Annotated in this window: 23 protein-coding genes, 1 tRNA gene and 2 pseudogenes; 12 read left to right on the top strand and 14 right to left on the bottom strand. The window is 51.2% G+C overall.

Annotation, left to right across the window (positions count from 1 at the left end; translation table 11 throughout):
• Position 1: 1 nt before the first annotated feature.
• The 3 genes and pseudogenes from BZK40_RS13670 to BZK40_RS25070 form a co-directional block, all read right to left on the bottom strand.
• Positions 2 to 640, bottom strand: coding sequence for a baseplate wedge 1 family protein (locus BZK40_RS13670; protein ID WP_079934826.1), 639 nt, complete (start codon positions 638 to 640; stop codon positions 2 to 4).
• Positions 641 to 650: 10 nt separating this feature from the next.
• Entirely contained in the window at positions 651 to 1,232 is a 582-nt protein-coding gene (locus BZK40_RS24825) for a hypothetical protein (RefSeq protein WP_079934827.1), read from the bottom strand.
• Between the two features lie 159 nt (positions 1,233 to 1,391).
• A pseudogene (locus tag BZK40_RS25070) lies at positions 1,392 to 1,589 on the bottom strand (hypothetical protein); the annotation flags it as partial.
• A gap of 29 nt (positions 1,590 to 1,618) precedes the next feature.
• Between BZK40_RS25070 and BZK40_RS13680 the strand changes: the two are divergent.
• Positions 1,619 to 2,593: pseudogene (locus tag BZK40_RS13680) on the top strand (site-specific integrase); the annotation flags it as partial.
• A gap of 15 nt (positions 2,594 to 2,608) precedes the next feature.
• Here BZK40_RS13680 and BZK40_RS13685 read toward each other — a convergent pair.
• Both BZK40_RS13685 and BZK40_RS13690 read right to left on the bottom strand, forming a co-directional pair.
• Positions 2,609 to 2,685: transfer RNA gene (locus BZK40_RS13685), tRNA-Arg, on the bottom strand.
• A 39-nt stretch (positions 2,686 to 2,724) separates the two neighbouring features.
• The gene (locus BZK40_RS13690; protein WP_048235938.1) at positions 2,725 to 2,904 is read right to left on the bottom strand and encodes a hypothetical protein; all 180 of its coding nucleotides are present in this window, start codon (positions 2,902 to 2,904) and stop codon (positions 2,725 to 2,727) included.
• 34 nt (positions 2,905 to 2,938) lie between these two features.
• Between BZK40_RS13690 and fimW the strand changes: the two genes are divergently transcribed.
• From fimW to fimZ, 3 genes are all read left to right on the top strand, one after another.
• Complete coding sequence (gene fimW, locus BZK40_RS13695) at positions 2,939 to 3,532, top strand: fimbria biosynthesis transcriptional regulator FimW (protein WP_079934829.1); 594 nt, start codon at positions 2,939 to 2,941, stop codon at positions 3,530 to 3,532.
• A 386-nt stretch (positions 3,533 to 3,918) separates the two neighbouring features.
• A complete protein-coding gene (gene fimY, locus BZK40_RS13700; RefSeq protein ID WP_032942589.1) occupies positions 3,919 to 4,641 on the top strand; it encodes a fimbria biosynthesis regulator FimY in 723 nt (240 codons plus the stop codon).
• Between the two features lie 586 nt (positions 4,642 to 5,227).
• Positions 5,228 to 5,860 (top strand): fimbria biosynthesis transcriptional regulator FimZ, encoded by a 633-nt coding sequence (fimZ, locus tag BZK40_RS13705; RefSeq protein ID WP_079934830.1) that lies wholly within the window; start codon positions 5,228 to 5,230, stop codon positions 5,858 to 5,860.
• Between the two features lie 49 nt (positions 5,861 to 5,909).
• On the opposite strand, the gene sfmF is transcribed toward fimZ, so the two are convergent.
• The 6 genes from sfmF to fimA all read right to left on the bottom strand — a co-directional run bounded on the left by sfmF (position 5,910) and on the right by fimA (position 11,979).
• Positions 5,910 to 6,404 (bottom strand): fimbria assembly protein, encoded by a 495-nt coding sequence (gene sfmF, locus BZK40_RS13710; protein ID WP_187392937.1) that lies wholly within the window; start codon positions 6,402 to 6,404, stop codon positions 5,910 to 5,912.
• 34 nt (positions 6,405 to 6,438) lie between these two features.
• On the bottom strand, positions 6,439 to 7,446 hold the full coding sequence (gene fimH, locus BZK40_RS13715) for a type 1 fimbria D-mannose specific adhesin FimH (protein ID WP_008784006.1): 1,008 nt from the start codon (positions 7,444 to 7,446) through the stop codon (positions 6,439 to 6,441).
• A 4-nt stretch (positions 7,447 to 7,450) separates the two neighbouring features.
• Entirely contained in the window at positions 7,451 to 10,072 is a 2,622-nt protein-coding gene (locus tag BZK40_RS13720) for a fimbrial biogenesis usher protein (RefSeq protein WP_079934831.1), read from the bottom strand.
• A gap of 7 nt (positions 10,073 to 10,079) precedes the next feature.
• A complete protein-coding gene (gene fimC, locus BZK40_RS13725; RefSeq protein WP_008784004.1) occupies positions 10,080 to 10,772 on the bottom strand; it encodes a type 1 fimbria chaperone FimC in 693 nt (230 codons plus the stop codon).
• Between the two features lie 41 nt (positions 10,773 to 10,813).
• Positions 10,814 to 11,347: a type 1 fimbrial protein subunit FimI gene (fimI, locus tag BZK40_RS13730; RefSeq protein ID WP_079934832.1), complete on the bottom strand. Its 534-nt coding sequence runs from the start codon at positions 11,345 to 11,347 to the stop codon at positions 10,814 to 10,816.
• Positions 11,348 to 11,424: 77 nt separating this feature from the next.
• A complete protein-coding gene (fimA, locus tag BZK40_RS13735) occupies positions 11,425 to 11,979 on the bottom strand; it encodes a type 1 fimbrial major subunit FimA (protein WP_032934356.1) in 555 nt (184 codons plus the stop codon).
• Between the two features lie 575 nt (positions 11,980 to 12,554).
• Here fimA and folD point away from each other — a divergent pair.
• From folD to BZK40_RS13750, 3 genes are all read left to right on the top strand, one after another.
• On the top strand, positions 12,555 to 13,421 hold the full coding sequence (folD, locus tag BZK40_RS13740; RefSeq protein ID WP_003831112.1) for a bifunctional methylenetetrahydrofolate dehydrogenase/methenyltetrahydrofolate cyclohydrolase FolD: 867 nt from the start codon (positions 12,555 to 12,557) through the stop codon (positions 13,419 to 13,421).
• Position 13,422: 1 nt separating this feature from the next.
• Entirely contained in the window at positions 13,423 to 13,635 is a 213-nt protein-coding gene (gene ybcJ / locus BZK40_RS13745; RefSeq protein WP_003831111.1) for a ribosome-associated protein YbcJ, read from the top strand.
• Positions 13,636 to 13,760: 125 nt separating this feature from the next.
• Entirely contained in the window at positions 13,761 to 14,285 is a 525-nt protein-coding gene (locus BZK40_RS13750; protein ID WP_003831110.1) for a metal-dependent hydrolase, read from the top strand.
• A gap of 77 nt (positions 14,286 to 14,362) precedes the next feature.
• Here the strand turns inward: BZK40_RS13750 and cysS are convergent, their stop codons facing one another.
• Positions 14,363 to 15,748, bottom strand: coding sequence for a cysteine--tRNA ligase (cysS, locus tag BZK40_RS13755; RefSeq protein ID WP_003831109.1), 1,386 nt, complete (start codon positions 15,746 to 15,748; stop codon positions 14,363 to 14,365).
• A 173-nt stretch (positions 15,749 to 15,921) separates the two neighbouring features.
• On the opposite strand from cysS, the gene ppiB reads away from it, so the two are divergent.
• From ppiB to mnmH, 5 genes are all read left to right on the top strand, one after another.
• Complete coding sequence (gene ppiB / locus BZK40_RS13760) at positions 15,922 to 16,416, top strand: peptidylprolyl isomerase B (protein ID WP_003021875.1); 495 nt, start codon at positions 15,922 to 15,924, stop codon at positions 16,414 to 16,416.
• 2 nt (positions 16,417 to 16,418) lie between these two features.
• Complete coding sequence (gene lpxH / locus BZK40_RS13765) at positions 16,419 to 17,141, top strand: UDP-2,3-diacylglucosamine diphosphatase (RefSeq protein ID WP_008784001.1); 723 nt, start codon at positions 16,419 to 16,421, stop codon at positions 17,139 to 17,141.
• A gap of 239 nt (positions 17,142 to 17,380) precedes the next feature.
• On the top strand, positions 17,381 to 17,890 hold the full coding sequence (gene purE, locus BZK40_RS13775) for a 5-(carboxyamino)imidazole ribonucleotide mutase (RefSeq protein ID WP_008784000.1): 510 nt from the start codon (positions 17,381 to 17,383) through the stop codon (positions 17,888 to 17,890).
• Positions 17,887 to 18,954, top strand: coding sequence for a 5-(carboxyamino)imidazole ribonucleotide synthase (gene purK / locus BZK40_RS13780; protein WP_079934833.1), 1,068 nt, complete (start codon positions 17,887 to 17,889; stop codon positions 18,952 to 18,954). The genes purE and purK overlap by 4 nt, the downstream gene beginning before the upstream one ends.
• A gap of 96 nt (positions 18,955 to 19,050) precedes the next feature.
• A complete protein-coding gene (gene mnmH / locus BZK40_RS13785; RefSeq protein WP_057067797.1) occupies positions 19,051 to 20,136 on the top strand; it encodes a tRNA 2-selenouridine(34) synthase MnmH in 1,086 nt (361 codons plus the stop codon).
• Here the strand turns inward: mnmH and BZK40_RS13790 are convergent, their stop codons facing one another.
• Together BZK40_RS13790 and sfbB are read right to left on the bottom strand one after the other, a co-directional pair.
• Complete coding sequence (locus BZK40_RS13790) at positions 20,137 to 20,796, bottom strand: methionine ABC transporter permease (RefSeq protein WP_003831085.1); 660 nt, start codon at positions 20,794 to 20,796, stop codon at positions 20,137 to 20,139.
• Positions 20,789 to 21,805, bottom strand: coding sequence for a virulence-associated ABC transporter ATP-binding protein SfbB (gene sfbB, locus BZK40_RS13795; RefSeq protein ID WP_032942581.1), 1,017 nt, complete (start codon positions 21,803 to 21,805; stop codon positions 20,789 to 20,791). Before sfbB ends, BZK40_RS13790 begins: the two co-directional genes overlap by 8 nt.
• Positions 21,806 to 21,857: the final 52 nt, after the last annotated feature.

Below are 21,857 nucleotides of genomic sequence, written 5' to 3' on the forward strand. Positions count from 1 at the left end.
TTTAATCTCTGTAGAATGTGCCATCATTAAATGGATATGCATCAGTGGCAAAACCAAAGTAAGGACTGACAATTTGTTTTATGTTTACCTGAACGCCGCCAGGTACAGGTGTAACATTGTAATTGGTTAAAATTGACTCTTCATATAAGGCTAGTTCAAACTCAAAAGTTATGCCTATTGTCATATCTCTGTAGTTTACGCAGTAAGCCCTTCCTCGCTGATAAAAAAGTATTTTAAGGAATTTATTTATATCAGGAATTGTTGCGATGCTGATATTGGTGAAAGCCTTACAAAATATTAATGTTCTGTAAGCATCATCACCTAGCCTGACATTTGTTGTTTCCTGTACTCCTCCATAAAAAGGAGAATCATTAAATGGTGAAGGATAATCAGGATTTCCATCATCAGCTTCACTAAATCCAAATGAATCACTGTCGATTGGTGCAACAATGTATCTGCTTACCCCTACTATCTTTCCCCACATATCAAGGCCGAATGTTTCGCAGGTAGTTAAATCCCATACTCTAGTTAGCAACTCATCAGTAAAATCATCAAGGCTTACGGCCTGGTTAAATGTGTCTATGATGGATAATAATTTTTTGCTTGCTGAGTATTGGGTAAGTATTGTGTCTCCCCACATGCCTCACCCCTCACGATAGTGTTACGGTAATATCTGATTCCTGAATTGTCGGAACCTGGTCGATACCCATTGTTATGGCTGGCCCATAGGCCGATCCATCAATAGAGACTTCAAGCGATAAAATTCCAACAGTATCGGGTGATATTGAAATAACCGGCGCATAATACTTACCAGCATTAATGGTAGAGCCTATCCTTGCCTTTTCAATTCCCTCATAGCCGCCATTGAAAACTGAGGCGATCATGCTTTTCACTTGTGATGTGATATCGCTAGGTGGGTTAAGAGAACTATCCAGTTCAACATTAAAATAAACCCTGGTTGGCGTTGCTTTTTGCCACTGCATTACATAGGAGGGGTATGGCGGCAGATAGTTAACATTGTCGTAAACAGTATAAGAGGTATCTCCGTTCAGGTTTGCGCCAGGGTTATACGTCTGGAAAATAGACTCGGCAACATCCTCATCAGTCCCACCATACACGCAGATGTAAATCGAGTGCGCCAGAACCGAAAAGTTTGTGGTTCCTTGGTTTACTGTAGCTGCAGTTCTGTTTAACCATACATAGGCATCAAGAACACCATTGGTTGCCAGCAAAGCAGAAAGCGTTGATGCCTCCTGGTTGCGGCTGTTTCTCGCTACTGACTGTTTGCGATGTGTTTCAAACGCTATGCGTGATTCAACGTCCCCCCCTACCACTCCGGGGCTAACGTTTGTGATCGCATCCCAGCCAGATACTGCCCGGTAAATCTGATTTAATGCGCCGGCTACGCAGGGGATGGGTCCAGTTGTGTTATTCTCGAACTGAACATCAATGCTTCCTGACGCTGGTATCGTTGCGTTGTCGATAGACCGGTAGATATATCCATTGGTGTCAATGGCTGTACTTCCCGCAGGATTGTCGTGCCGACCTGACCAATGCAGGTTGCAGTAACAACTGTACCCTGCGCCGATATCCGATTAATGAAATAAATCTGCCCGATATGCGATGGCTTGAGGAAAAGGCAGAGAAGAAATCACTGAAGGATGACCGCAGCCGTATGGCTTTCTGGCTGGCGCATTTTGAGGGGATCCGGTTAAAGGATGTGACCGAGCAAAAGATTTACTCAGCAGTGAACAGGATGAGCAACCGCAAGCAGCTTGAGATATGGAAAATCAAAGCGGCCGCGGCGCAAAGGAATGGAGAACCAGCGCCAGTCTATTCAGCTAAGCCGGTCACCACCTCCACCAAGGCCAAGCATCTGGCGTTGATGAAGGCAATTCTGCGGGCGGCAGAACGTGACTGGAAATGGCTGGAGAAAGCTCCGGTGATCAAGGTTCCATCGGTACGAAATAAGCGCGTCCGGTGGCTTGAAGAAGATGAGGCGAAAAGGCTGATTGATGAATGTCCGGAGCCACTGAAGTCGGTTGTTAAGTTTGCGCTGGCAACCGGCCTGCGTCGTTCGAATATCATTAATATGGAATGGCAGCAGATCGACATGCAGCGTCGTGTTGCCTGGGTGAACCCGGAAGACAGCAAGTCAAACAGAGCTATTGGCGTAGCGCTGAATGACACTGCCTGTAAGGTTTTGCGTGACCAGATTGGTAAGCATCATAAATGGGTGTTCGTGCATACGAAAGAAGGCATCCGTCCTGATGGGGCAAAGACACCAACCGTGAGGAAAATGCGCGTCGATGATCAGCGGGCATGGAATGCAGCTTGCCGACGGGCCGGTATTGAGGATTTCCGTTTCCACGACCTGAGACACACATGGGCCAGTTGGTTAATTCAGTCAGGAGTTCCGCTTTCTGTTCTGCAGGAAATGGGAGGATGGGAAAGCATCGAGATGGTGCGTCGATACGCTCACCTTGCTCCGAACCATTTAACGGAACATGCGAAGCAAATTGACTCTATTTTAAGTGATGATGTCCCAAATATGTCCCATCTGGAAAATAAGGAACTTGCAGAAAATGGGTAAGTTACTGAAATATAATGGTACGCCCTGTAGGATTCGAACCTACGACCTACGGCTTAGAAGGCCGTTGCTCTATCCAACTGAGCTAAGGGCGCATTGCGAAGTGATTACTTCATGCAGATGAAACGCGTGAATTATACGGTCAGCGCCTGCTGAGTCAATGCCTTTTGTTTCAGTTGCTGGCGAAGTGAACGAATGTTGATTTTTTCTGCTGGTTCAAGGGTATCCAGGAAATCGCCTGGTAACAACTCAGCCCACGAAACGCCAGATTTAGGGATACATGTATTTAGAATATTTATGATTTTGCTTAACATTCCCTTACCCCTCCAGCGGTTCAGGAACTCTTTAATGTTAAGTATCGCCATCAAGGAAGAAAACAGTCACTTCGAACATGGACTAAAAATTATCATCTCCCATTTGGCAAACCAGTGGCATCAGGAGATTTGCTTTTTGCCTGTCGAGGATATCGATCGCGCTGACATCGCGTTTATTTCCCTGGATGAAGATTGGCTCAGCGCCAATTGCTATCAGATTCCGGTCCATACCCGCCGCCAACACCGGGTTGTCATCTGTAACAGAAACGATAAAGATAAGCTGATGTTCCGGCCCTGCCTGTACATGTTGCCACTGATCTATCGGGAAGATGACGTTGAGGAAATGACTAAAAAATTAGTCCTCATCCTGCAAAAACGTGCGCTGCGCAACAACGTGCCCGCAACTATCTGTCATTACTGCACCACTCGTAACTTTTCTATCGAAGAACGTCAGTTCTTAATGTTTCTCGCCAGCGGCTATACCTTAGCCGAAACAGCTCACTTGCTCTCGGTAAGCGAAATTCAGGCCAAAGCCACCCGTCGCAGCATTATGAAAAAGCTGCATGTGAAAAACGATCAGCAATTCTTAAGATACATCCGGGCGCATCTGAACTTTCTACAAAATTAGGTGGCATCTCTCTGCCTGATTTTTTATTGAGAAAAATCTCATCACCAATTAAGTATCGGCACCTACTGTACCTATCTCCATGCTGCCAGAATAATCCTGGCTTACTATTTCCGGGGTAACAGAAAGACACACCCGGTAATATTTTATCTAATCCCATAGAGAGGTTGAACTGGATAAAACGACTTTTTGGGCATTGAGTAAGACATCAGAAAACTTCCGGCAGATTATTCTGATGGGATACGCAATTGCCAGTCTGATGATTGCTGAAGCATTGAAACCCAACAGCACAAGGAAACTCGCCTTTACGCTGGAGAAAATTTGGGTCAGGGATGTTTATAGTCGGCAATTTATCCAGACCTGCCGCAACAGAAATGGAATGGAAAAGGATGCACAGCGCAAAACGCCGGGATCGACATCGTCGTATACGAAACACTAACTGTACCTGGCAATATCCTCACTACACATCACAGGTATTTGACCAACTTGAGTATCTGACGCAAAAACTCGAATACACATTACCGAGTGACACTATATCTCAGGCGATTATTACGACAGATTACTATCTGGCCTATGCGCTGGGTCGACATTTATTTTCAGGAGCACGTACCGCGATCTTCCAGACCATTGAATCGGCCAAAATCAGCCTGCGAGAGTCGGTAATTAGTCAGTTAGTGGTTGATATGGAAGGTTTAACAATCTCTTATTTTGATGTTCTGGAGTATCTGCGCCAGCTAATTAAACCGCGGAATAACATCCAAATCTTCATATTACTTTCCCGCCACGATGAAGACCTAATCCCTTTTATTTCTCTGTCCGGTCCATTTTATATCTTGTCACGTAGCCTGCGCCTCCCGGAGATGCGCCGCGCTTTATTGTCGCCAGTCCTTAACTATATTCACTCCAGGCACATAAACCAGCTCGATTGGGAGATGGTGGAATTACTCTTACAAGGTAACTCCTTAAAAGAGATTGCTTTGTTACAAGCTCGCCCCTACCACCGTATCATCTATCGCCTGAACCAGCTGATTGCGCGTCTGGGCTTAGCAAACCGGCAGCGTTTTTTGCACCTGATACATCGCCTCAGCGTTACCTCTGCTCATTTAATTTAACACCCTAACCCTATGTGCCATAAGATTTTTTAGGAAATTACTTATTTTTATATGAGATAAAAGATCTAAATTTCACAACTATTTAATATTTACAACTATTCCTGGTATTATGCTAACTTCCACCACCCCAGTAAACCATACTGATTCTGTGCATATCAGCACAAATAGCGTCATTCCCACCTTAACAAATCCTAAACAATTAGTTTATTGTATTGTTTTTACCATTTAAAAATTTTTTTCAGTCTGCCATAATTCAAACAGCAGTAAAATAATGCCAATAGTCATTAACACATCTGGATCTTTTAGAACATCCTAACTGACATTAACAACCTGAATGTTGTAAGCCTTTTCCGAAAGAACAGAGCAGGTATAATCCCCATAGTTTTCTGATTAATTGTTAGTTTTCCCAGTGTGAAATGGATTTTCCACAAATTCATTGTTCTGTAGAAGAGCAACCGAATAAACAAGGATGAAATAATATTTATTCGACTCTCCCTCAGAACAACCCTTGGCTATTTGACAATATTATAACGCCTGATGTTTTATAAAATTATCAAGATACGCATACAGTTTGAGGCATACAACAATGAAACCAGCATCCGTTATCATTATGGACGAACACCCTATTGTCAGAATGTCGATAGAAGTACTACTTGAAAAAAACAGTAATATCCAGGTTGTGTTGAAGACCGATGACAGCCGTACGGCAATAGAGCACCTGCGCACTTACCCTGTCGATCTTGTCATTCTGGATATTGAACTACCTGGTTCAGATGGATTTACATTACTCAAGAGAATAAAGTCTCTGCAGGAGAATACTCGGGTGCTGTTTCTCTCCTCCAAATCGGAGTCTTTTTATGCCGGGCGTGCTATCCGGGCCGGTGCAAATGGTTTTGTCAGTAAACGAAAGGATTTGAATGATATCTACAATACGGTAAAAATGATTTTATCGGGATATTCTTTTTTCCCTTCAGACACCCTTAACTTCATTAACAATATAAATATGAAAAAAGGTGTATTGAATGACATGCCGCTCTCTAATCGCGAAGTTACGGTTTTGCGTTATCTGGCAAATGGGCTCTCTAATAAGGAAATTGCTGAGCAGCTGTTACTCAGCAATAAAACGATTAGTGCTCACAAAGCTAACATCTACGCCAAACTCGGCTTGCACACTATCGTTGAGCTGATCGATTACGCAAAAATGCATGAATTAATGTAATAGCACTCCCGGCGAGACTTCGTTCGGGAGCGTTTTATGCGCGCATTGATTAGTTATAGTTAATCATAAATGTGGCATCGGCCCTGGCGAGGCCTGGCTGAACCCCGTCTGCTAACGCGATATAGTTGGCGAAAAAGGTCAGCGTAGCATTGCCGTTCTCATCAATCCCTACGGTTTGGCTGGCCTGCTCGAGCGGTAATCGCGTACGGTCACTGTCATGCAGTTCGATCGCCACCTTTTGCGCCATCACCGCGTCATCAAGCGCCAGCAACGTCGTACCGGGGGCCGGAGTACCAGAAAACGTTATTGACGCGGATCCCGGCGGGCAGCCTTCCAGCTTCAGCGTAAACGCGACTGGTTGGGTAGTATCCCCGCTGGTCTGTAACTGCTTTGTTGGCCAGGTGCCCAATTCAACCGACTTATTGCTGTCGCTGGCAATCACCGCACAGGTAAAGTCCACCACGTTTCCGCGCAGTTCAATATTGATTTCGCCCAGCGATGAGGCCGCATGGCACAACGAGCTGAATGTCAGTATGGGCAGCATCACCAGAAGCGCCCATGAAGTTGGCGTTTGCTTGTTAGTCATAATCTACTCGCAGATAGCCACGGGCAGTAAAAGGCCCTTCGGTAGGTTTATTCCCCGTCACGCTGACCGGCCATGTCCGAATACTCACGTTTGCCGCGGCGTTATCATCCAGTTGAAATGGGATCGTGCTGGACAGATTATTGGGCGTCAGCGGTCTACCGGTTTTGTCGGCGACAATGAACCCTAAGTCAGGATTGTCCGATACCATCATTTGCCCGGAGGCTTTCTCGGCCTCTACCCGCATGGTTAAGTAGGCCTGTGCAGCGACGTTGGTGCATTTTATCGCCACCGTTTTGGTCTGCGGATTAATGCCTTCGGGACGGTTTCCTGCCCCCGCCTTGCTGAACAACGATGCGCCAATATCGCCAAAATCAAACTCGACAATCTGCCCTGCGTTCACCTCACAGTTTTGTGGAACCTCCACCTTACCGCTGTAGCTGATGGTATAAACCGGCGTGCTTAGCGCATCTCCAGTACTGGTCGTGACATAGACTCTGAACATAGTCTGGCGCGGGATCGGCACCATGTTAATAAACGAGCGAATCACTTTGAGTTTAAACACCAGCTTTGAATCCATTACGCCAAAAGGCTGCTGTTTCGATACGTTGGGGTGAGTCCCCATGCGGATATAATTACGCGGAGGATAAAACAACCCGGCATAGCTGTCGGTGATGCTCATGGCCCCCAGCAGGTAGTCATTGAGCTTCAGATACTGAAAACCACCCTCGGTACTTTGAACCGGAAGTTCAGTGACATAGCTTCGATACGTGTAATCCACATGCGTCCCGGCAGGACAGGTGGCATTAACGCCAATCCAGCCTGATTTTTCCGGCAACGTCACCACCTGCCCCGGCTGATTATTGCTGCTGTTAAAGACGTTCGACAGATCGTAAAAAACATCCGTTGGTGTGCCATTCGAGTTTTGGCAGACCGTCGCCCAGGACGAATGAGCCATCAGCAGTAAAGCGCTTCCCAGTAACAAACCTGTTTGTCGTTTCATCGTATTATTCCTGTCGTGCCGTTGGAGATTCGCACGTCACGTTCGTGAGCGTCACCGCCTGTTTCAAACTCTCCTCAGGCAAGGCATAGTGCGCCACGCAGCGAGCGTTAGCGCTTTCCCCCCATTGGATCAGCAATTCGCCTTTTAGCGGCAAGCCGCTCAGGTAGATTTGCCCGTCTTCGCCCACCATACTGGTCACGCCGCTGGTGTTTTCACGCACAACGGATCCAAATGGCACAGGTTTACCTGCATATTTCGCGGTTATCAGCGCCCGCACACCGATACGTGTATCAAACGCTGCTCGCACCAATGCTCCTTGCGTTGGCACGACGCTGCTAACGTTATTTTCCACATCGGTATTGTTGTTCATTGAATTGGTATCTAACGCGACGCGGTTATAGCGATAAACGGTGGCATACGGCATCACCGCGTATCCGCGCCAGTCGGTTTGCACGCCGGTCTGGTTTTCTATCCGCACACCCTGCGCGCCAGGTGCTTTAACCAGCACATTGGTGTCCCCCAGCGGCTGACTGAGGGTAATACCGTCCGCATGCCCCACCACGCCGCCGGAGAGCTGCCAGTTATAGTCATGTTGATCGCGATCGTAGTTGTATCCCACGCCCAGCGTGCCATAAGCCGCCTGCCAGTTGGCGCTGGCGTTTCCGCTGTAACCGTTGGTGCTGCTGTGCCCCTGATTCACGCTGTAGCTCAGGTTGCGCCCATCCAGTAATGTACCGCCGATCCCGCTCTGCCAGCTGTTTTGTCCGTTGCTGTTGCGGTTGGCATTAAAAGTGGCGTAGGTGCGATCGAGTGCGTTATCACGCGAGTAGCGCCGTCCACTTAGCAGGCTGAACGGCACTGACATATTGAATGCCAGAATACGGTCGGTGTCGGAGATGCCTACCGATTCATTCCACGACCAGGAGACTGAATAGCTAATCCCCTGCCAGCCGCTGGCATAGCCCACCTGATACCAGGTATTGGTGTCTGAGGTATTCCAGTACGTTTGCTGACTCCCCGAAACATACAGCGAGCCGTAGTCTCCCAGGTTCTGCGAAATGTTAATCTGGAAGCGGCCCTTTTTGCTGTAACTCAGGTTGTGGTAACTCTTCACATCGGGCACGTCGTGGCGATTGCCTTCGCTGTCGTATTCATACTCATACCCTTCCATGCTGCGATACGCGACGTCATCAAGGGTATAGAAGCCGCGCGTTGAGTAGCGATATCCCAACAGCTGGAAGTTTGTACCAAAGTTGTTCAGCGATTTTGCATACAGAAAACGCAAAGACTGCCCCTGATGCGTACTGTCATCCGCCAGTTGACTGCGCGCATGGGTTAAATCCACAGAAACCGCCCCCCAGTCCCCCAGGTTTCGGCCAGTGCCTAAAACTACCGCGGTGTAACGTGAGGCCAGCTGCGTACCGCCATAAGCGGTGTAGCCTTCTGGTAACCCGGCAATTAATGTTCCCTGGAAAAAGAACGGTGAAGATTGCTGGCTATTGCCGCTGCGAAAATCCCCGGCAACCACGTCGTATTTGAAACGCCCTTCTCGTTGTAACAAGGGAACCGTGGAGTACGGCACCGTATAGCGCTGCTGGCTGCCGTCCTTTTCGTCCACCGTCACCTCAAGGTCACCGCTGGATGACGTCGGGTTGAGATCGGTTATCGAAAAAGCGCCCGGTGAAACATAGCTTTGATAAATCACATAGCCATTCTGACGAATGGTCAGTTTCGCTGCGGTACGCGCAATGCCGCGAACGGTTGGCGCGTAGCCCTGTAAGCTGTCGGGATACATACTGTCTGAGGAATAGAGCCGCGCCCCGCGAAACCCGACGCTGTCAAAAACGTCGTTGCCGGTGTTGCTGTCGCCCATCACCAGTTCACCCTTCAGCGGGATAATCGCGCGCTGAAGCCATGTACCGATATTTTTCCAGCTTTGTGAGTGGTATCCGTCACCTTTGGAATAGCTCCATGCGCCGTTATTTCTCAAGCGCCAGGGGCCATAGTTCAGGCCACTGAGCATACTTAAGAAATAGCTGTCAGTGTCACTGCCGCGGCTGCCGGTAAAGCTGTAGTTGACCAGCGCAGCCGGGATCCCTTCATCCCACTCCTCCGGCGGAATATAGCCACGCGCGCTGTTTAACATTGACGCCTGCGGCAGGCTGACGTTCAAGCGCAGGGTAGAAAAATCAAATGCAATCTCACTGCCTGGAATCGCCTCAGGTAGATTGATGCAGGTATCGTTCGGATCCTTACTGAGTGCCGGAAATGCGGTGATATTGACGCCAAGGCGCTTCACCCAGTCGAGTCCAAAACACGGCATCAGCCCACCAGACTTCTCCCCGGTTTTTCCCGCACTGCTCGTAAAACGAATATCCTGAGTGGCAACAAACTCATCGTTGCGCCAGATATCCACACGATAAACGCCTTCAGGCTGATGATTGCCTTTTTCAAAACGTGATAAATCCGCCACGGTTGCCGTATCCGCAGATAAAAAGGCCGGATTAAAATAGCTTTCCCCATGGCTTAAAGAGGGAAAGAGCGCCGCCAGCGTGGACAACGCCACCCCCGCCAGCGGTGGCGTAACCCCCGGTAACAGGCCAGGAAAATACGTTGTCTTATTCATCGTTATCTCAACGCACGCTAACCGTTTGGGCCGGAGTCACGGCACCATAATCATTGACCGTCTGGAACGTGACGTTGCCCTGAACGCCCGTTGGTAGCAGGACCTGCGCATCACTTTTCGGCGCGACCATCACGTTATCAACCTTCGTTTTCCCCACGTTGAGATTGACCAAGGTGACGTAATACGCTGACGGATTATTGATTTTCAGGTGGTTGCCGGTACGGGAGAATTTCAGCATCCCGGGCGCATCTTCCGGAATTTGCGGCAGATTATTCGGACGGACAAAAAGCTTGATGCGGGACAGAATCGCCAGTTGCAGAACGTTTTTACCCTCAAGGCTGTTTTTATTGACTGACGGAATGGCTTTCACATTCATCCAGAACAGCGATTCACGGTCTTTGGGCAGCGGAACACCTGCATAGATGATACGCAGCGTGTTTTCGCTTTTGGGTTCGCTGACGAACAGCGGAGGCGTAACCACAAACGATTTTTCTTTAACGCCTGCGCTATTCTCGATCCATGAATTGACCAGGTAACGTTCTTTGGTATCACTATTGCTAATAGACAGGGACGTTTGTTTGGCATCGGCTGGATAAATAACGCGGGTGGCGCCTAATGCAATGCCTCCGGCAGCCTGAACACTGGCAGCAGAAAATAAGGCCAGTAAAAGGATAAAACCTGATTTTAGATAATTAAACATAGCTACAAATACCTTTGGTGTGATTATCGTTGGGAAATTAATCAGGGATAAACCAACGTAAACCACACGTCTGAACGAAGCGTTCCCGGCGTTATATTTTCCGAGACAGCCCGATAACGAGCAGTGAAATGAAACGTCATCTCTTGCGTTATAATCGGCGCATAATGAAGCGGCAGCGCATTCGGAATAATTTGCTGTTGGCGCTCATCAAATAACGCCAGACCGATCCCCGAAGCCGCAGACGCATCACCACTAGCAAGAAAAACCTGCGGATCTTCTGCTGGTGTCACACCTGCAAACGCAATCCCAACGTGGTCATAAACATCGGAGCTGCATGACGTTAAGCGCAGTGAAAACGGCACGCTGGTCGAGGCAAAGCTTCCCGTCCCGGAGAAAGCATTGGTGCGATACTGCCCCATTTGCACCCGCAAATTTTGGCTGTCGGTAGCGACCGTACAGGCACCATTGACGAGCTGCCCCCGTAAGTGAAGGCGGCCACTTTCCAGTATTACCGTATGTGCAAACACAGGCAGTACGCACAGCATTCCCGCCAGCGCCAAGCCTTTCCCTATCATCTGCCGCATCCTTCATCATCCCCGGAAATTGCCTCATCCAGTGAGGCGAACGTCATCCTTGCGCAAATCAGAACGGCTTATTCGTACTTCATGATGAACGTCGCGTCGGCATTTGCCTGACCCGGCGTAGCGCTGGTGGCTGTGGCTTTGTAACGCGCAGAGAAACGTAGGGTGTTGGTCCCTTCTACCAGCGCCTGAGCGGTAGAGAAGGTGGCTCCATCCGGCTTCAGCGCGGTGGACGTATTGTCCAGGATTTCAATCCCGACACCGCTGGCAGTAGTACCGTTATCTGCAGAAGTGACAGCCAGCAGGTTGTTGTTGGTAATATCGGATTGACCAGAGAAAGCCACGGCTGCGGTTGCGGCAACTTTCGGGTCACAGTCGTTCAGCACGATTGAGAACGGAATTTGCGCCGTTGTATCGCCAACTGCGGTAAAACTGGCGGTACGATACTGGCCTAAGGTGACAACCTGATCGGATGACTGAGTACTGACTGCACAGGCTGCATTGACCAGTTCACCTTCAAAATGCACAGTACCGCCGCTAACGCTTACCGGATCGGCTGCAACCGCTGCACCTGCAACTAACATCAGGCTGGCAATAACAGAAGAGGTCATTAATTTACGTTTCATGGATTTCCCTTGAATTACACACATCCGGCTCCGGCGTCCTGCGGGATCCGTTTGAATCATTATCGACATTAAATGTCAGGCTAATTATCTCTGCATCCTGTAAAGATATATATCGCAAGAGAATTAGCTAACCTTTTACCCCAACTCTCCTGAGTATTTGATTCACTAATTAATCTTCGCGAATATGACTATTCGTCACAGGGTTAAATTAAACATTTCAATTAATGAAAAATACCTGCAAATCCTTTTATTGACCCTGGCCAATTCTTATTGGGACCTAAGAAAAATCTGGGTGAATATTACTTAAATGCTCCCATAAAGGTACGTAACAGACTGGTTTATGGCGCATTACCCCTGAAAATACCAGGGTGATGAATTGTTTCATTCACGTTAATTTTAATTCGCATGCTCATTAATTACCCGGGGGACTTCAGCCTCTGTGCTGCTCCCATTCTCTGACCATGACACCCGTTATCGCACGTAAAAACGCAAACGAAAACTGACAGCACGCCCCGCTTCTGACAAAATAGTGACATCCCCTTCGGTTTAACGTAACAGACGGAATTCTCTCTCTGATGGCAGCAAAGATTATTGACGGTAAAACGATTGCGCAGCAGGTGCGCTCTGAGGTTGCTCAAAAAGTTCAGGCGCGTTTAGCGGCTGGATTACGCGCCCCAGGCCTGGCTGTTGTGCTGGTAGGTAGCAACCCGGCTTCGCAGATTTATGTTGCGAGTAAACGCAAAGCCTGTGACGAAGTGGGGTTTGTCTCCCGCTCCTATGACCTGCCTGAAACCACCAGCGAGGCGGAGCTTCTTGAGCTGATCGATACGCTCAATGCAGATACCACCATCGACGGTATCCTGGTACAACTGCCGTTGCCGGCGGGTATCGACAACGTGAAAGTGCTGGAACGTATTGCGCCAGATAAAGACGTTGACGGTTTCCACCCGTATAACGTCGGTCGCCTGTGCCAGCGCGCACCGCGTCTGCGCCCATGTACTCCGCGCGGTATCGTTACCCTGCTTGAGCGTTACAACATCGATACCTACGGTCTGAATGCCGTGGTCATTGGCGCCTCGAATATTGTCGGTCGCCCAATGAGTATGGAGCTACTGCTGGCTGGGTGCACCACCACCGTCACCCACCGATTCACCAAAGATCTGCGCCGCCACGTAGAAAATGCTGACCTGCTGATTGTTGCCGTCGGTAAACCGGGCTTTATTCCTGGTGAGTGGATCAAAGAAGGTGCGATTGTGATTGATGTCGGCATCAACCGTCTGGAGAATGGTAAGGTTGTTGGCGATGTGGTCTTTGACGATGCGGCCGCACGAGCGTCATATATCACGCCGGTCCCCGGCGGCGTAGGCCCAATGACGGTCGCCACACTTATCGAAAACACGCTGCAGGCGTGTGTTGAATATCATGATGTAAAGGACGTTTAAGATGGCCACATTTTCACTGGGTAAACACCCACACGTTGAACTCTGCGATTTGCTGAAGCTGGAAGGCTGGAGCGAAAGCGGCGCCCAGGCAAAAATTGCTATTGGCGAAGGGTTAGTGAAGGTCGATGGCGTTGTTGAAACGCGTAAACGCTGCAAAATCGTTGCCGGACAGACCGTCAGCTTTGAAGGCCACAGCATTAACGTCGTGGCGTGACCCTAAGTGCCGGATGAGGTTAACACCGTATCCGGCCACTTCCCCCTCTCGTTTTCAGATAATGACTTCATCCCCACTTCACAGTGAACTGATAGCATGTTGTTTTTCCACACGAAGCGATCATCATGCCCACTATCGTTACCCACGCGGCCGTTCCGCTCTGTTTAGGGTTAGGTCTCGGACTTAAAGTCATCCCCCCACGATTACTGTTTGCTGGCGTCGTTCTGGCCATGCTGCCAGATGCCGACGTGTTGTCATTTAAGTTCGGCGTCGCCTACGGCAATGTGTTTGGCCACCGGGGATTTACCCACTCACTGCTGTTCGCCTTCGTGGTACCGCTGCTCTGCGTCTTGATTGGCCGACGATGGTTTAAGGCGGGATTGATTCGCTGCTGGCTATTCCTGACGGTTTCACTGCTGTCGCACAGTCTGCTGGATTCTGTCACCACCGGCGGTAAAGGCGTCGGCTGGCTGTGGCCGTGGTCGGATGAGCGCTTCTTCGCGCCGTGGCAGGTGATTAAAGTCGCCCCGTTTGCGTTATCACGCTACGCCACGCCGTACGGGCACCAGGTGATCATGTCGGAGTTAATGTGGGTATGGCTGCCGGGAATCGTAATGATGGGTGTGCTGTGGTGGTATCGGAAACATTAATCTGCCGGATGCGACGCGATGCGTCTTATCCGGCCTATACGGCCCGGTAAGCGTAAGCGCCACCGGGCATTACAGAGTTACTTACGACGCCAGGTGGTACCCTGCGGGCCGTCTTCCAGCACGATGCCCATCTCGTTGAGACGGTCACGCGCGGCGTCAGCTGCCGCCCAGTCTTTCGCCTTACGGGCATCCAGACGCTGTTGGATTAGCGCTTCAATTTCAGCAACTTCACCGTCATCCGCCTGCGCACCGCTTTGCAGGAACGCTTCTGGATCCTGTTCCAGCAGGCCCAGTACGCTGGAAAGCTTACGCAGATGCGCAGCCATGCCGTTAGCCGCCGCCATATCTTCACCCTTCAGACGGTTAACCTCACGTGCCATATCAAACAGCACGGAGTAGGCTTCCGGGGTGTTGAAGTCATCGTCCATCGCTTCAATAAAGCGCGCTTCAAAGGCTTCGCCACCGGCTGGAGCAACGGATTTGTCGGTGCCACGCAGCGCGGTGTACAGACGTTCCAGCGCAGAACGCGCCTGCTTGAGGTTCTCTTCGCTGTAGTTTAACTGGCTACGGTAATGACCGGACATCAGGAAGTAACGGATGGTTTCGGCGTCGTAGTATTTCAGCACGTCGCGCACGGTAAAGAAGTTGCCCAGCGATTTGGACATTTTCTCACGGTCAACCATCACCATCCCGGAATGCATCCAGTAATTAACGTACTCACCGTCATGCGCACAGGTGGACTGAGCGATTTCGTTTTCATGGTGCGGGAACATCAGGTCCGAACCGCCGCCGTGAATATCGAAATGGTTGCCCAGCTGTTTGCAGTTCATCGCCGAACATTCGATGTGCCAGCCCGGACGGCCCGCGCCCCACGGAGACGGCCAGCTCGGCTCGCCTTCTTTGGACATTTTCCACAGCACGAAGTCCATCGGGTTGCGTTTCACATCAACCACGTCAACGCGTGCGCCTGCCTGCAGCTGATCCAGATCCTGGCGCGACAGCTGGCCGTAGTTCGGGTCAGTCGGCACGTCGAACATCACGTCGCCGTTATCAGCAACGTAAGCGTGACCTTTGGCAATCAGCTGTTCAGTGATTTCGATAATTTCAGCGATATGGTGCGTAGCACGCGGCTCCAGATCCGGGCGCAGAATATTCAGCGCATCGAAATCGCTGTGCATTTCCGCGATCATTCTGTCGACCAACGCCACAAAGCTTTCGCCGTTTTCATTCGCGCGCTTGATGATTTTGTCATCGATATCGGTAATGTTGCGCACATACTTCAGCTTATAGCCGAGGAAGCGCAGATAACGCGCAACGACGTCGAAAGAAACGAAGGTACGTCCGTGGCCAATATGACAGAGATCGTAAACGGTAATACCACACACGTACATGCCGACTTCCCCGGCATGAATAGGTTTGAATTCCTCTTTTTGGCGCGTCAGTGTATTAAAGATTTTTAACATCGAAGATTCCGTGTAGACGTGTGTGGATAGTAAAGTCTGTATAATACCCATAATTTAGACCGGAAGCAGCACACTTTGCGAGGTGATCGCAGCTTGCGGTTATGCTATAACACACCCCTAACTCTGACCCTTGACGGGGTCGAAGCACCAATCTATCGGAACAGGATGCAAAAATGGTTACTTTCCACACTAATCACGGCGATATCGTAATCAAAACGTTTGATGATAAAGCGCCTGAAACAGTTAAAAACTTCCTGGACTACTGCCGCGAAGGTTTTTACAACAACACCATTTTCCACCGTGTTATTAACGGTTTCATGATCCAGGGCGGCGGTTTCGAGCCAGGCATGAAGCAAAAAGCCACGAAAGAAGCGATCAAAAACGAAGCGAACAACGGTCTGAAAAATACCCGTGGTACGCTGGCGATGGCGCGTACTCAGGCTCCGCACTCCGCAACCGCACAGTTCTTCATCAACGTTGCAGACAACGACTTCCTGAACTTCTCCGGCGAAAGCATGCAGGGTTGGGGTTACTGCGTGTTCGCTGAAGTTGTTGAAGGCATGGACGTGGTTGATAAAATCAAAGGCGTTTCCACTGGTCGCAGCGGTATGCATCAGGATGTGCCAAAAGAAGACGTTATCATCGAAAACGTGACCGTCAGCGAGTAATCGTGGCGACACTGTTTATTGCAGATCTTCACCTCTGCACAGAAGAACCGGCGATCACCGCCGGTTTTCTGCGTTTTTTAGCCGGTGATGCGCGAAAGGCCGATGCGCTATACATTCTTGGCGACCTGTTTGAAGCCTGGATTGGCGACGACGATCCTAATCCGCTGCATCGTGAAATGGCCGCGGCGATAAAATCACTGACTGATTCCGGCGTTCCCTGCTTTTTTATTCACGGTAACCGTGATTTTCTGCTCGGTAAACGTTTTGCCCGTGCGAGCGGCATGACCTTGCTTCCCGAAGAAAAAGTGCTCGACCTGTATGGCCGCAAGGTGCTGATCATGCATGGCGACACCTTATGCACCGACGACGCAGGCTATCAGGCATTTCGCGCCAAAGTGCATCAACCCTGGTTACAGAAGCTGTTCCTCGCTCTGCCGCTGTTCGTTCGCCAGCGAATCGCTGCGAAAATGCGTGCCAACAGCAAAGCAGCCAACCACACCAAATCGCTGGAAATCATGGATGTGAATCAGCAGGCCGTGATTAGCGAGATGGAAAAACATCAGGTTCAGTGGTTAATTCACGGCCATACCCACCGCCCTGCCGTCCACGAGCTTACGGCCAATGAGCAACCCGCTTTCCGCGTGGTTTTAGGCGCATGGCACACCGAAGGTTCGATGATCAAAGTCACCCCTGACGACGTTGAACTGATCGCCTTTCCGTTTTAATTCTGCAGATACCCAGTTCCTCTTTACACAAAACTATTCGAGTTGCATCGAGGCGGCAAATCTGTGAGTCCCCTGGAGCTTACAAAAGTAAGTGACTGGGGTGAGCAGATGCAGCCAACAAAGAGGCAGCTTGAAGAGTGAAGCGCAAAGCGCGCAATCGTTTTCCTTGGCGGTGAAATTATGCTATTCTCTGTGGCCTCAAAAGTCGAGTGTAGTGCACCACAGGAGTTTTCAGACGCATGTCTTCCCGCAATAATCCGGCGCGTGTCGCCATCGTGATGGGGTCCAAAAGCGACTGGGCTACCATGCAGTTCGCCGCCGAAATCTTCGAAATCCTGGACGTTCCGCATCATGTTGAAGTCGTCTCCGCCCACCGCACCCCAGACAAACTGTTTAGCTTCGCCGAAAGCGCTGAAGAGAACGGTTATCAGGTGATTATTGCCGGGGCCGGTGGCGCAGCGCATTTGCCTGGCATGATTGCGGCGAAAACGCTGGTGCCTGTCCTCGGTGTTCCGGTGCAAAGCGCAGCGCTGAGCGGCGTAGATAGCCTCTACTCTATCGTTCAAATGCCGCGCGGTATTCCGGTCGGCACGCTGGCTATCGGCAAAGCGGGCGCGGCAAATGCGGCCCTGCTGGCAGCACAAATTCTGGCTACACACGATAAAGAACTGCATCAGCGTCTGCATGACTGGCGCAAAGCGCAAACCGATGAGGTGCTGGAGAACCCGGACCCGCGAGGTGTCGCATGAAGCAGGTCTGCGTACTTGGCAACGGACAGCTAGGGCGCATGCTGCGCCAGGCCGGTGAGCCACTGGGCATAGCGGTCTGGCCCGTCGGGCTGGACGCTGAACCGGCTGCGGTCCCTTTTCAGCAAAGCGTGATCACCGCTGAGATTGAGCGCTGGCCGGAAACGGCACTCACCCGCGAACTGGCACGCCACCCGGCGTTTGTTAACCGCGACGTCTTCCCGATTATTGCCGACCGTCTGACGCAAAAGCAGCTTTTTGACAAGCTCGGTCTGGCGACCGCGCCTTGGCAGCTGCTGGCAGATAAAAGCGAATGGTCTGCGATATTCGACAAACTTGGCGAGCTGGCGATCGTGAAACGTCGCGTCGGCGGCTACGACGGACGTGGACAGTGGCGCTTGCGCGCAAATGAAACTGAGCAACTGCCGGACGACTGCTACGGCGAGTGCATCGTCGAGCGGGGAATCAGCTTCTCCGGTGAAGTCTCACTGGTTGGCGCTCGTGCGCACGACGGCAGCACCGTTTTCTATCCGCTGACCCATAACCTCCATCAGGACGGCATTCTGCGCACCAGCGTGGTATTCCCGCAGGCTAACGCCAGACAGCAGGAACAGGCTGAAGCAATGCTCTCTGCCATCATGCAGGAGCTGGGCTATGTCGGCGTGATGGCGATGGAGTGTTTCATCACCCCGGAAGGTCTGCTGATTAACGAACTGGCTCCGCGCGTGCACAACAGTGGCCACTGGACGCAAAACGGCGCCAGCATCAGCCAGTTTGAGTTGCATCTACGTGCCATTACCAACCTGCCATTACCGACGCCGGTGGTGAACCACCCTTCGGTGATGGTAAACCTGATTGGTAGCGACCTGAACTACGACTGGCTGAAGCTGCCGCTGGTGCATCTGCACTGGTATGACAAAGAGGTGCGTGAAGGGCGTAAGGTGGGTCATCTGAACCTGAGCGACAGCGATACCGCGCGCCTTAGCGCAACGCTGGAAGCGCTTATCCCCCTGCTGCCGCCGGAATATGCCAGCGGTATTATCTGGGCGCAGTCAAAGCTGAAATAAGCCAATAATGCCGGGGAGTTGATTTTATCCTTCCCCGGCCCCTCCTCTGGCGCGTAAAATCCCCTCCATTGCTGTTTTGTATTTTCAGGATCAAACATGAACGATGGAACGGACTACCGCGCAATTTTGCTCGCCGGTACGCCTTTAATCGATGTACGCGCCCCCGTGGAATTTCAGCAGGGCGCAATGCCGGGCGCAATCAACCTTCCCTTAATGAACGATGACGAACGTGCCGCCGTCGGGACCTGTTATAAACGTCAGGGGCCCGAAGCCGCCCTCGCGCTCGGCCATCAACTGGTCTCGGGTGAGACCCGCCAACAGAGAATGCGGGCCTGGCAGGACGCCTGCCGTCAAAATCCTGCAGGCTATTTATGCTGCGCGCGCGGCGGTCAGCGTTCGCATATTGTGCAGCAGTGGCTGCATGAGTCCGGTATTGACTATCCGCTGATTAAAGGCGGTTACAAAGCCCTGCGCCAGGCAGTGATACAGCTGACTGAAGAATTAGTGCAAAAGCCGATCGTCTTAATTGGCGGCTGTACCGGGAACGGTAAAACGCAGCTGGTGCAACAGCAGCCAAACGGTGTGGATCTCGAAGGTCTGGCGCACCATCGCGGCTCCTCGTTTGGGCGCACCGTTGAACCTCAATTGAGTCAGGCGAGTTTTGAAAACCTGCTGGCGGTTGAAATGCTCAAAACCGATAGCCGTCAGGATTTACGTCTGTGGGTACTGGAAGATGAAGGCCGCATGATCGGGGCTAATCATCTGCCAGAATGCCTGCGCGAGCGCATGACCCAGGCATCAATTGCGGTGGTGGACGATCCTTTTGAGCGTCGTCTGGAGCGACTACGCGAAGAGTATTTCGTGAAGATGCACCACGATTTTACCCACGCTTATGGCGAGAGCCAGGGCTGGCAGGAGTACAGCGAGTATCTGCACCACGGCCTGTTTGCTATCCGCCGTCGTCTGGGTTTACAACGTTTTGCCGAGCTGACCACCCTGCTCGACGAGGCTCTGCGCGAACAGCAGGCAACGGGCAGCACCGACGCCCATATGGGCTGGCTGGTGCCGTTGCTCAATGAGTATTACGACCCGATGTATCGTTATCAGCTGGAAAAGAAAGCCGCGAAAATCGTCTTTCGCGGCACATGGCAGGACGTTGCCGAGTGGCTTAACGCACAGTGATCAGTGTCTGTCGCGCTTATCTGCGCGTTTTGCCAGCCAGTCACCCAGCACCTGAACGACCTGCACCAGAATAATCAGCGCCACCACGGTGACGATCATGACCTGGGTTTCGTAGCGGTAATAACCAAAGCGAATCGCCAGGTCGCCGACTCCACCGCCGCCAACGATCCCGGCCATCGCGGAGTAACCGATCAGACTCACCAGCGTTATCGTCAACCCACGCAGCAGACCCGCGCTCGCTTCAGGTAACAGAACGGTGCAGATGATGCGCATCGGGCTGGCGCCAAACGCTTCCGCCGCTTCAATAATCCCTTTATCGACTTCACGTAGCGCGCTATCAACCAGACGGGCATAGAAGGCGATTGCCGCCACTGAGAGCGGGACCGACGCCGCAATCGGGCCAATGGTATTCCCGAGCAAAAACTGGGTTAGCGGCAGCAGCAGAACCAGCAGGATCACAAACGGTACCGAACGAATGATATTCACCAGCACGGAGCTGAGCAGATACACAAAACGGTTTTGCCAGAATAAATGCCGGTCGGTGACGAAAATCAGGAAACCGAGCGGCAGACCACCAATAATTGCCAGCACCGTAGAGATGCTCAGCATCTGGAAGGTTTCATTAAACGCCAGCGTCAAATCAGGCAATAAATCATCCACGAATCACCTCCACCTGTGCAGTACGTTGACGAATATGTTCCACGGCGACTTCCACCGCTGAAGGGTTATGCGGCGCGGTCAGCTGCACGACCAGAATCCCCAGCGCACGTTCGCCAATATATTCAATTTTGCCGTGCAGAATGTTCACCGCCACGCCAAATTTAACCGCGACTTCTGACAACACCGGCTGTTCCGCCGAATCACCGATAAACAGGATTTTTAGCAACTGACCAGGCAGATGCTGGCGCAGACGCTCGGGCAGCGTCAAATTGAGGGTATGCGACACCAGCTGCTGGGTGAAAGCGTGCTGCGGGTGAGCAAAAACGTCAAACACCTCACCAGACTCCACCACCTTGCCACCGGACATCACCGCCACGCGATCGCAAATCGATTTGATCACGTTCATCTCGTGAGTGATCAGCACGATCGTGATCCCCAACTGTTGGTTGATCTGCTTAAGCAATGCCAGAATCGTGGCTGAGGTTTCGAGATCTAAGGCGGAAGTAGGTTCATCACACAGCAACACATCCGGATGATTGGCAATCGCGCGGGCAATACCCACACGCTGCTTTTGCCCACCGCTGAGCTGAACCGGAAAGCGGTTCGCCTTGTCGGACAGCCCCACCAGCGCCAGGATTTCGCTCACGCGCGGGCCAATTTTACTGCGCTCCCATCCGGCAGCCTTCAGGCTAAAGGCGACGTTTTGCGCCACGGTACGGGTATGCATCAGGTTAAAATGTTGAAAAATCATACCGATACGCTGACGGGCTTTACGTAGATGCCCCCCTTCCAGCGCGGAAATTTCTACGCCGTTCACCTTCACGCTTCCCTGGCTCGGACGCGTTAAGGCGTTCAGGGTGCGCAGCAGCGTACTTTTCCCCGCGCCGCTGGTCCCGACAATGCCAAATATCTCACCTGCGCCAATGCGCAAGCTAACGTCATCAACCGCCCGGGTTGATGGTCCACGGCCTGCGCTAAAATCCACGCAAACTTTCTCAATCTCAATCATAGCCACCTCAGAAATGCGAAAAGGGCAGTCGTCGCTGCCCCTGTTAACCCTT

It is taken from the genome of Citrobacter portucalensis (assembly GCF_002042885.1).
Lineage (GTDB): Bacteria > Pseudomonadota > Gammaproteobacteria > Enterobacterales > Enterobacteriaceae > Citrobacter > Citrobacter portucalensis.

Bases quoted from the DNA above. Each gene is read 5' to 3' on its own strand.
- BZK40_RS13670 (WP_079934826.1), bottom strand. From the start codon at position 640: ATGTGGGGAGACACAATACTTACCCAATACTCAGCAAGCAAAAAATTA.
- BZK40_RS13690 (WP_048235938.1), bottom strand. From the start codon at position 2,904: ATGTTAAGCAAAATCATAAATATTCTAAATACATGTATCCCTAAATCT.
- fimW (WP_079934829.1), top strand. From the start codon at position 2,939: ATGTTAAGTATCGCCATCAAGGAAGAAAACAGTCACTTCGAACATGGA.
- fimY (WP_032942589.1), top strand. From the start codon at position 3,919: ATGCACAGCGCAAAACGCCGGGATCGACATCGTCGTATACGAAACACT.
- fimZ (WP_079934830.1), top strand. From the start codon at position 5,228: ATGAAACCAGCATCCGTTATCATTATGGACGAACACCCTATTGTCAGA.
- sfmF (WP_187392937.1), bottom strand. From the start codon at position 6,404: ATGCTGCCCATACTGACATTCAGCTCGTTGTGCCATGCGGCCTCATCG.
- fimH (WP_008784006.1), bottom strand. From the start codon at position 7,446: ATGAAACGACAAACAGGTTTGTTACTGGGAAGCGCTTTACTGCTGATG.
- BZK40_RS13720 (WP_079934831.1), bottom strand. From the start codon at position 10,072: ATGAATAAGACAACGTATTTTCCTGGCCTGTTACCGGGGGTTACGCCA.
- fimC (WP_008784004.1), bottom strand. From the start codon at position 10,772: ATGTTTAATTATCTAAAATCAGGTTTTATCCTTTTACTGGCCTTATTT.
- fimI (WP_079934832.1), bottom strand. From the start codon at position 11,347: ATGATAGGGAAAGGCTTGGCGCTGGCGGGAATGCTGTGCGTACTGCCT.
- fimA (WP_032934356.1), bottom strand. From the start codon at position 11,979: ATGAAACGTAAATTAATGACCTCTTCTGTTATTGCCAGCCTGATGTTA.
- folD (WP_003831112.1), top strand. From the start codon at position 12,555: ATGGCAGCAAAGATTATTGACGGTAAAACGATTGCGCAGCAGGTGCGC.
- ybcJ (WP_003831111.1), top strand. From the start codon at position 13,423: ATGGCCACATTTTCACTGGGTAAACACCCACACGTTGAACTCTGCGAT.
- BZK40_RS13750 (WP_003831110.1), top strand. From the start codon at position 13,761: ATGCCCACTATCGTTACCCACGCGGCCGTTCCGCTCTGTTTAGGGTTA.
- cysS (WP_003831109.1), bottom strand. From the start codon at position 15,748: ATGTTAAAAATCTTTAATACACTGACGCGCCAAAAAGAGGAATTCAAA.
- ppiB (WP_003021875.1), top strand. From the start codon at position 15,922: ATGGTTACTTTCCACACTAATCACGGCGATATCGTAATCAAAACGTTT.
- purE (WP_008784000.1), top strand. From the start codon at position 17,381: ATGTCTTCCCGCAATAATCCGGCGCGTGTCGCCATCGTGATGGGGTCC.
- purK (WP_079934833.1), top strand. From the start codon at position 17,887: ATGAAGCAGGTCTGCGTACTTGGCAACGGACAGCTAGGGCGCATGCTG.
- mnmH (WP_057067797.1), top strand. From the start codon at position 19,051: ATGAACGATGGAACGGACTACCGCGCAATTTTGCTCGCCGGTACGCCT.
- sfbB (WP_032942581.1), bottom strand. From the start codon at position 21,805: ATGATTGAGATTGAGAAAGTTTGCGTGGATTTTAGCGCAGGCCGTGGA.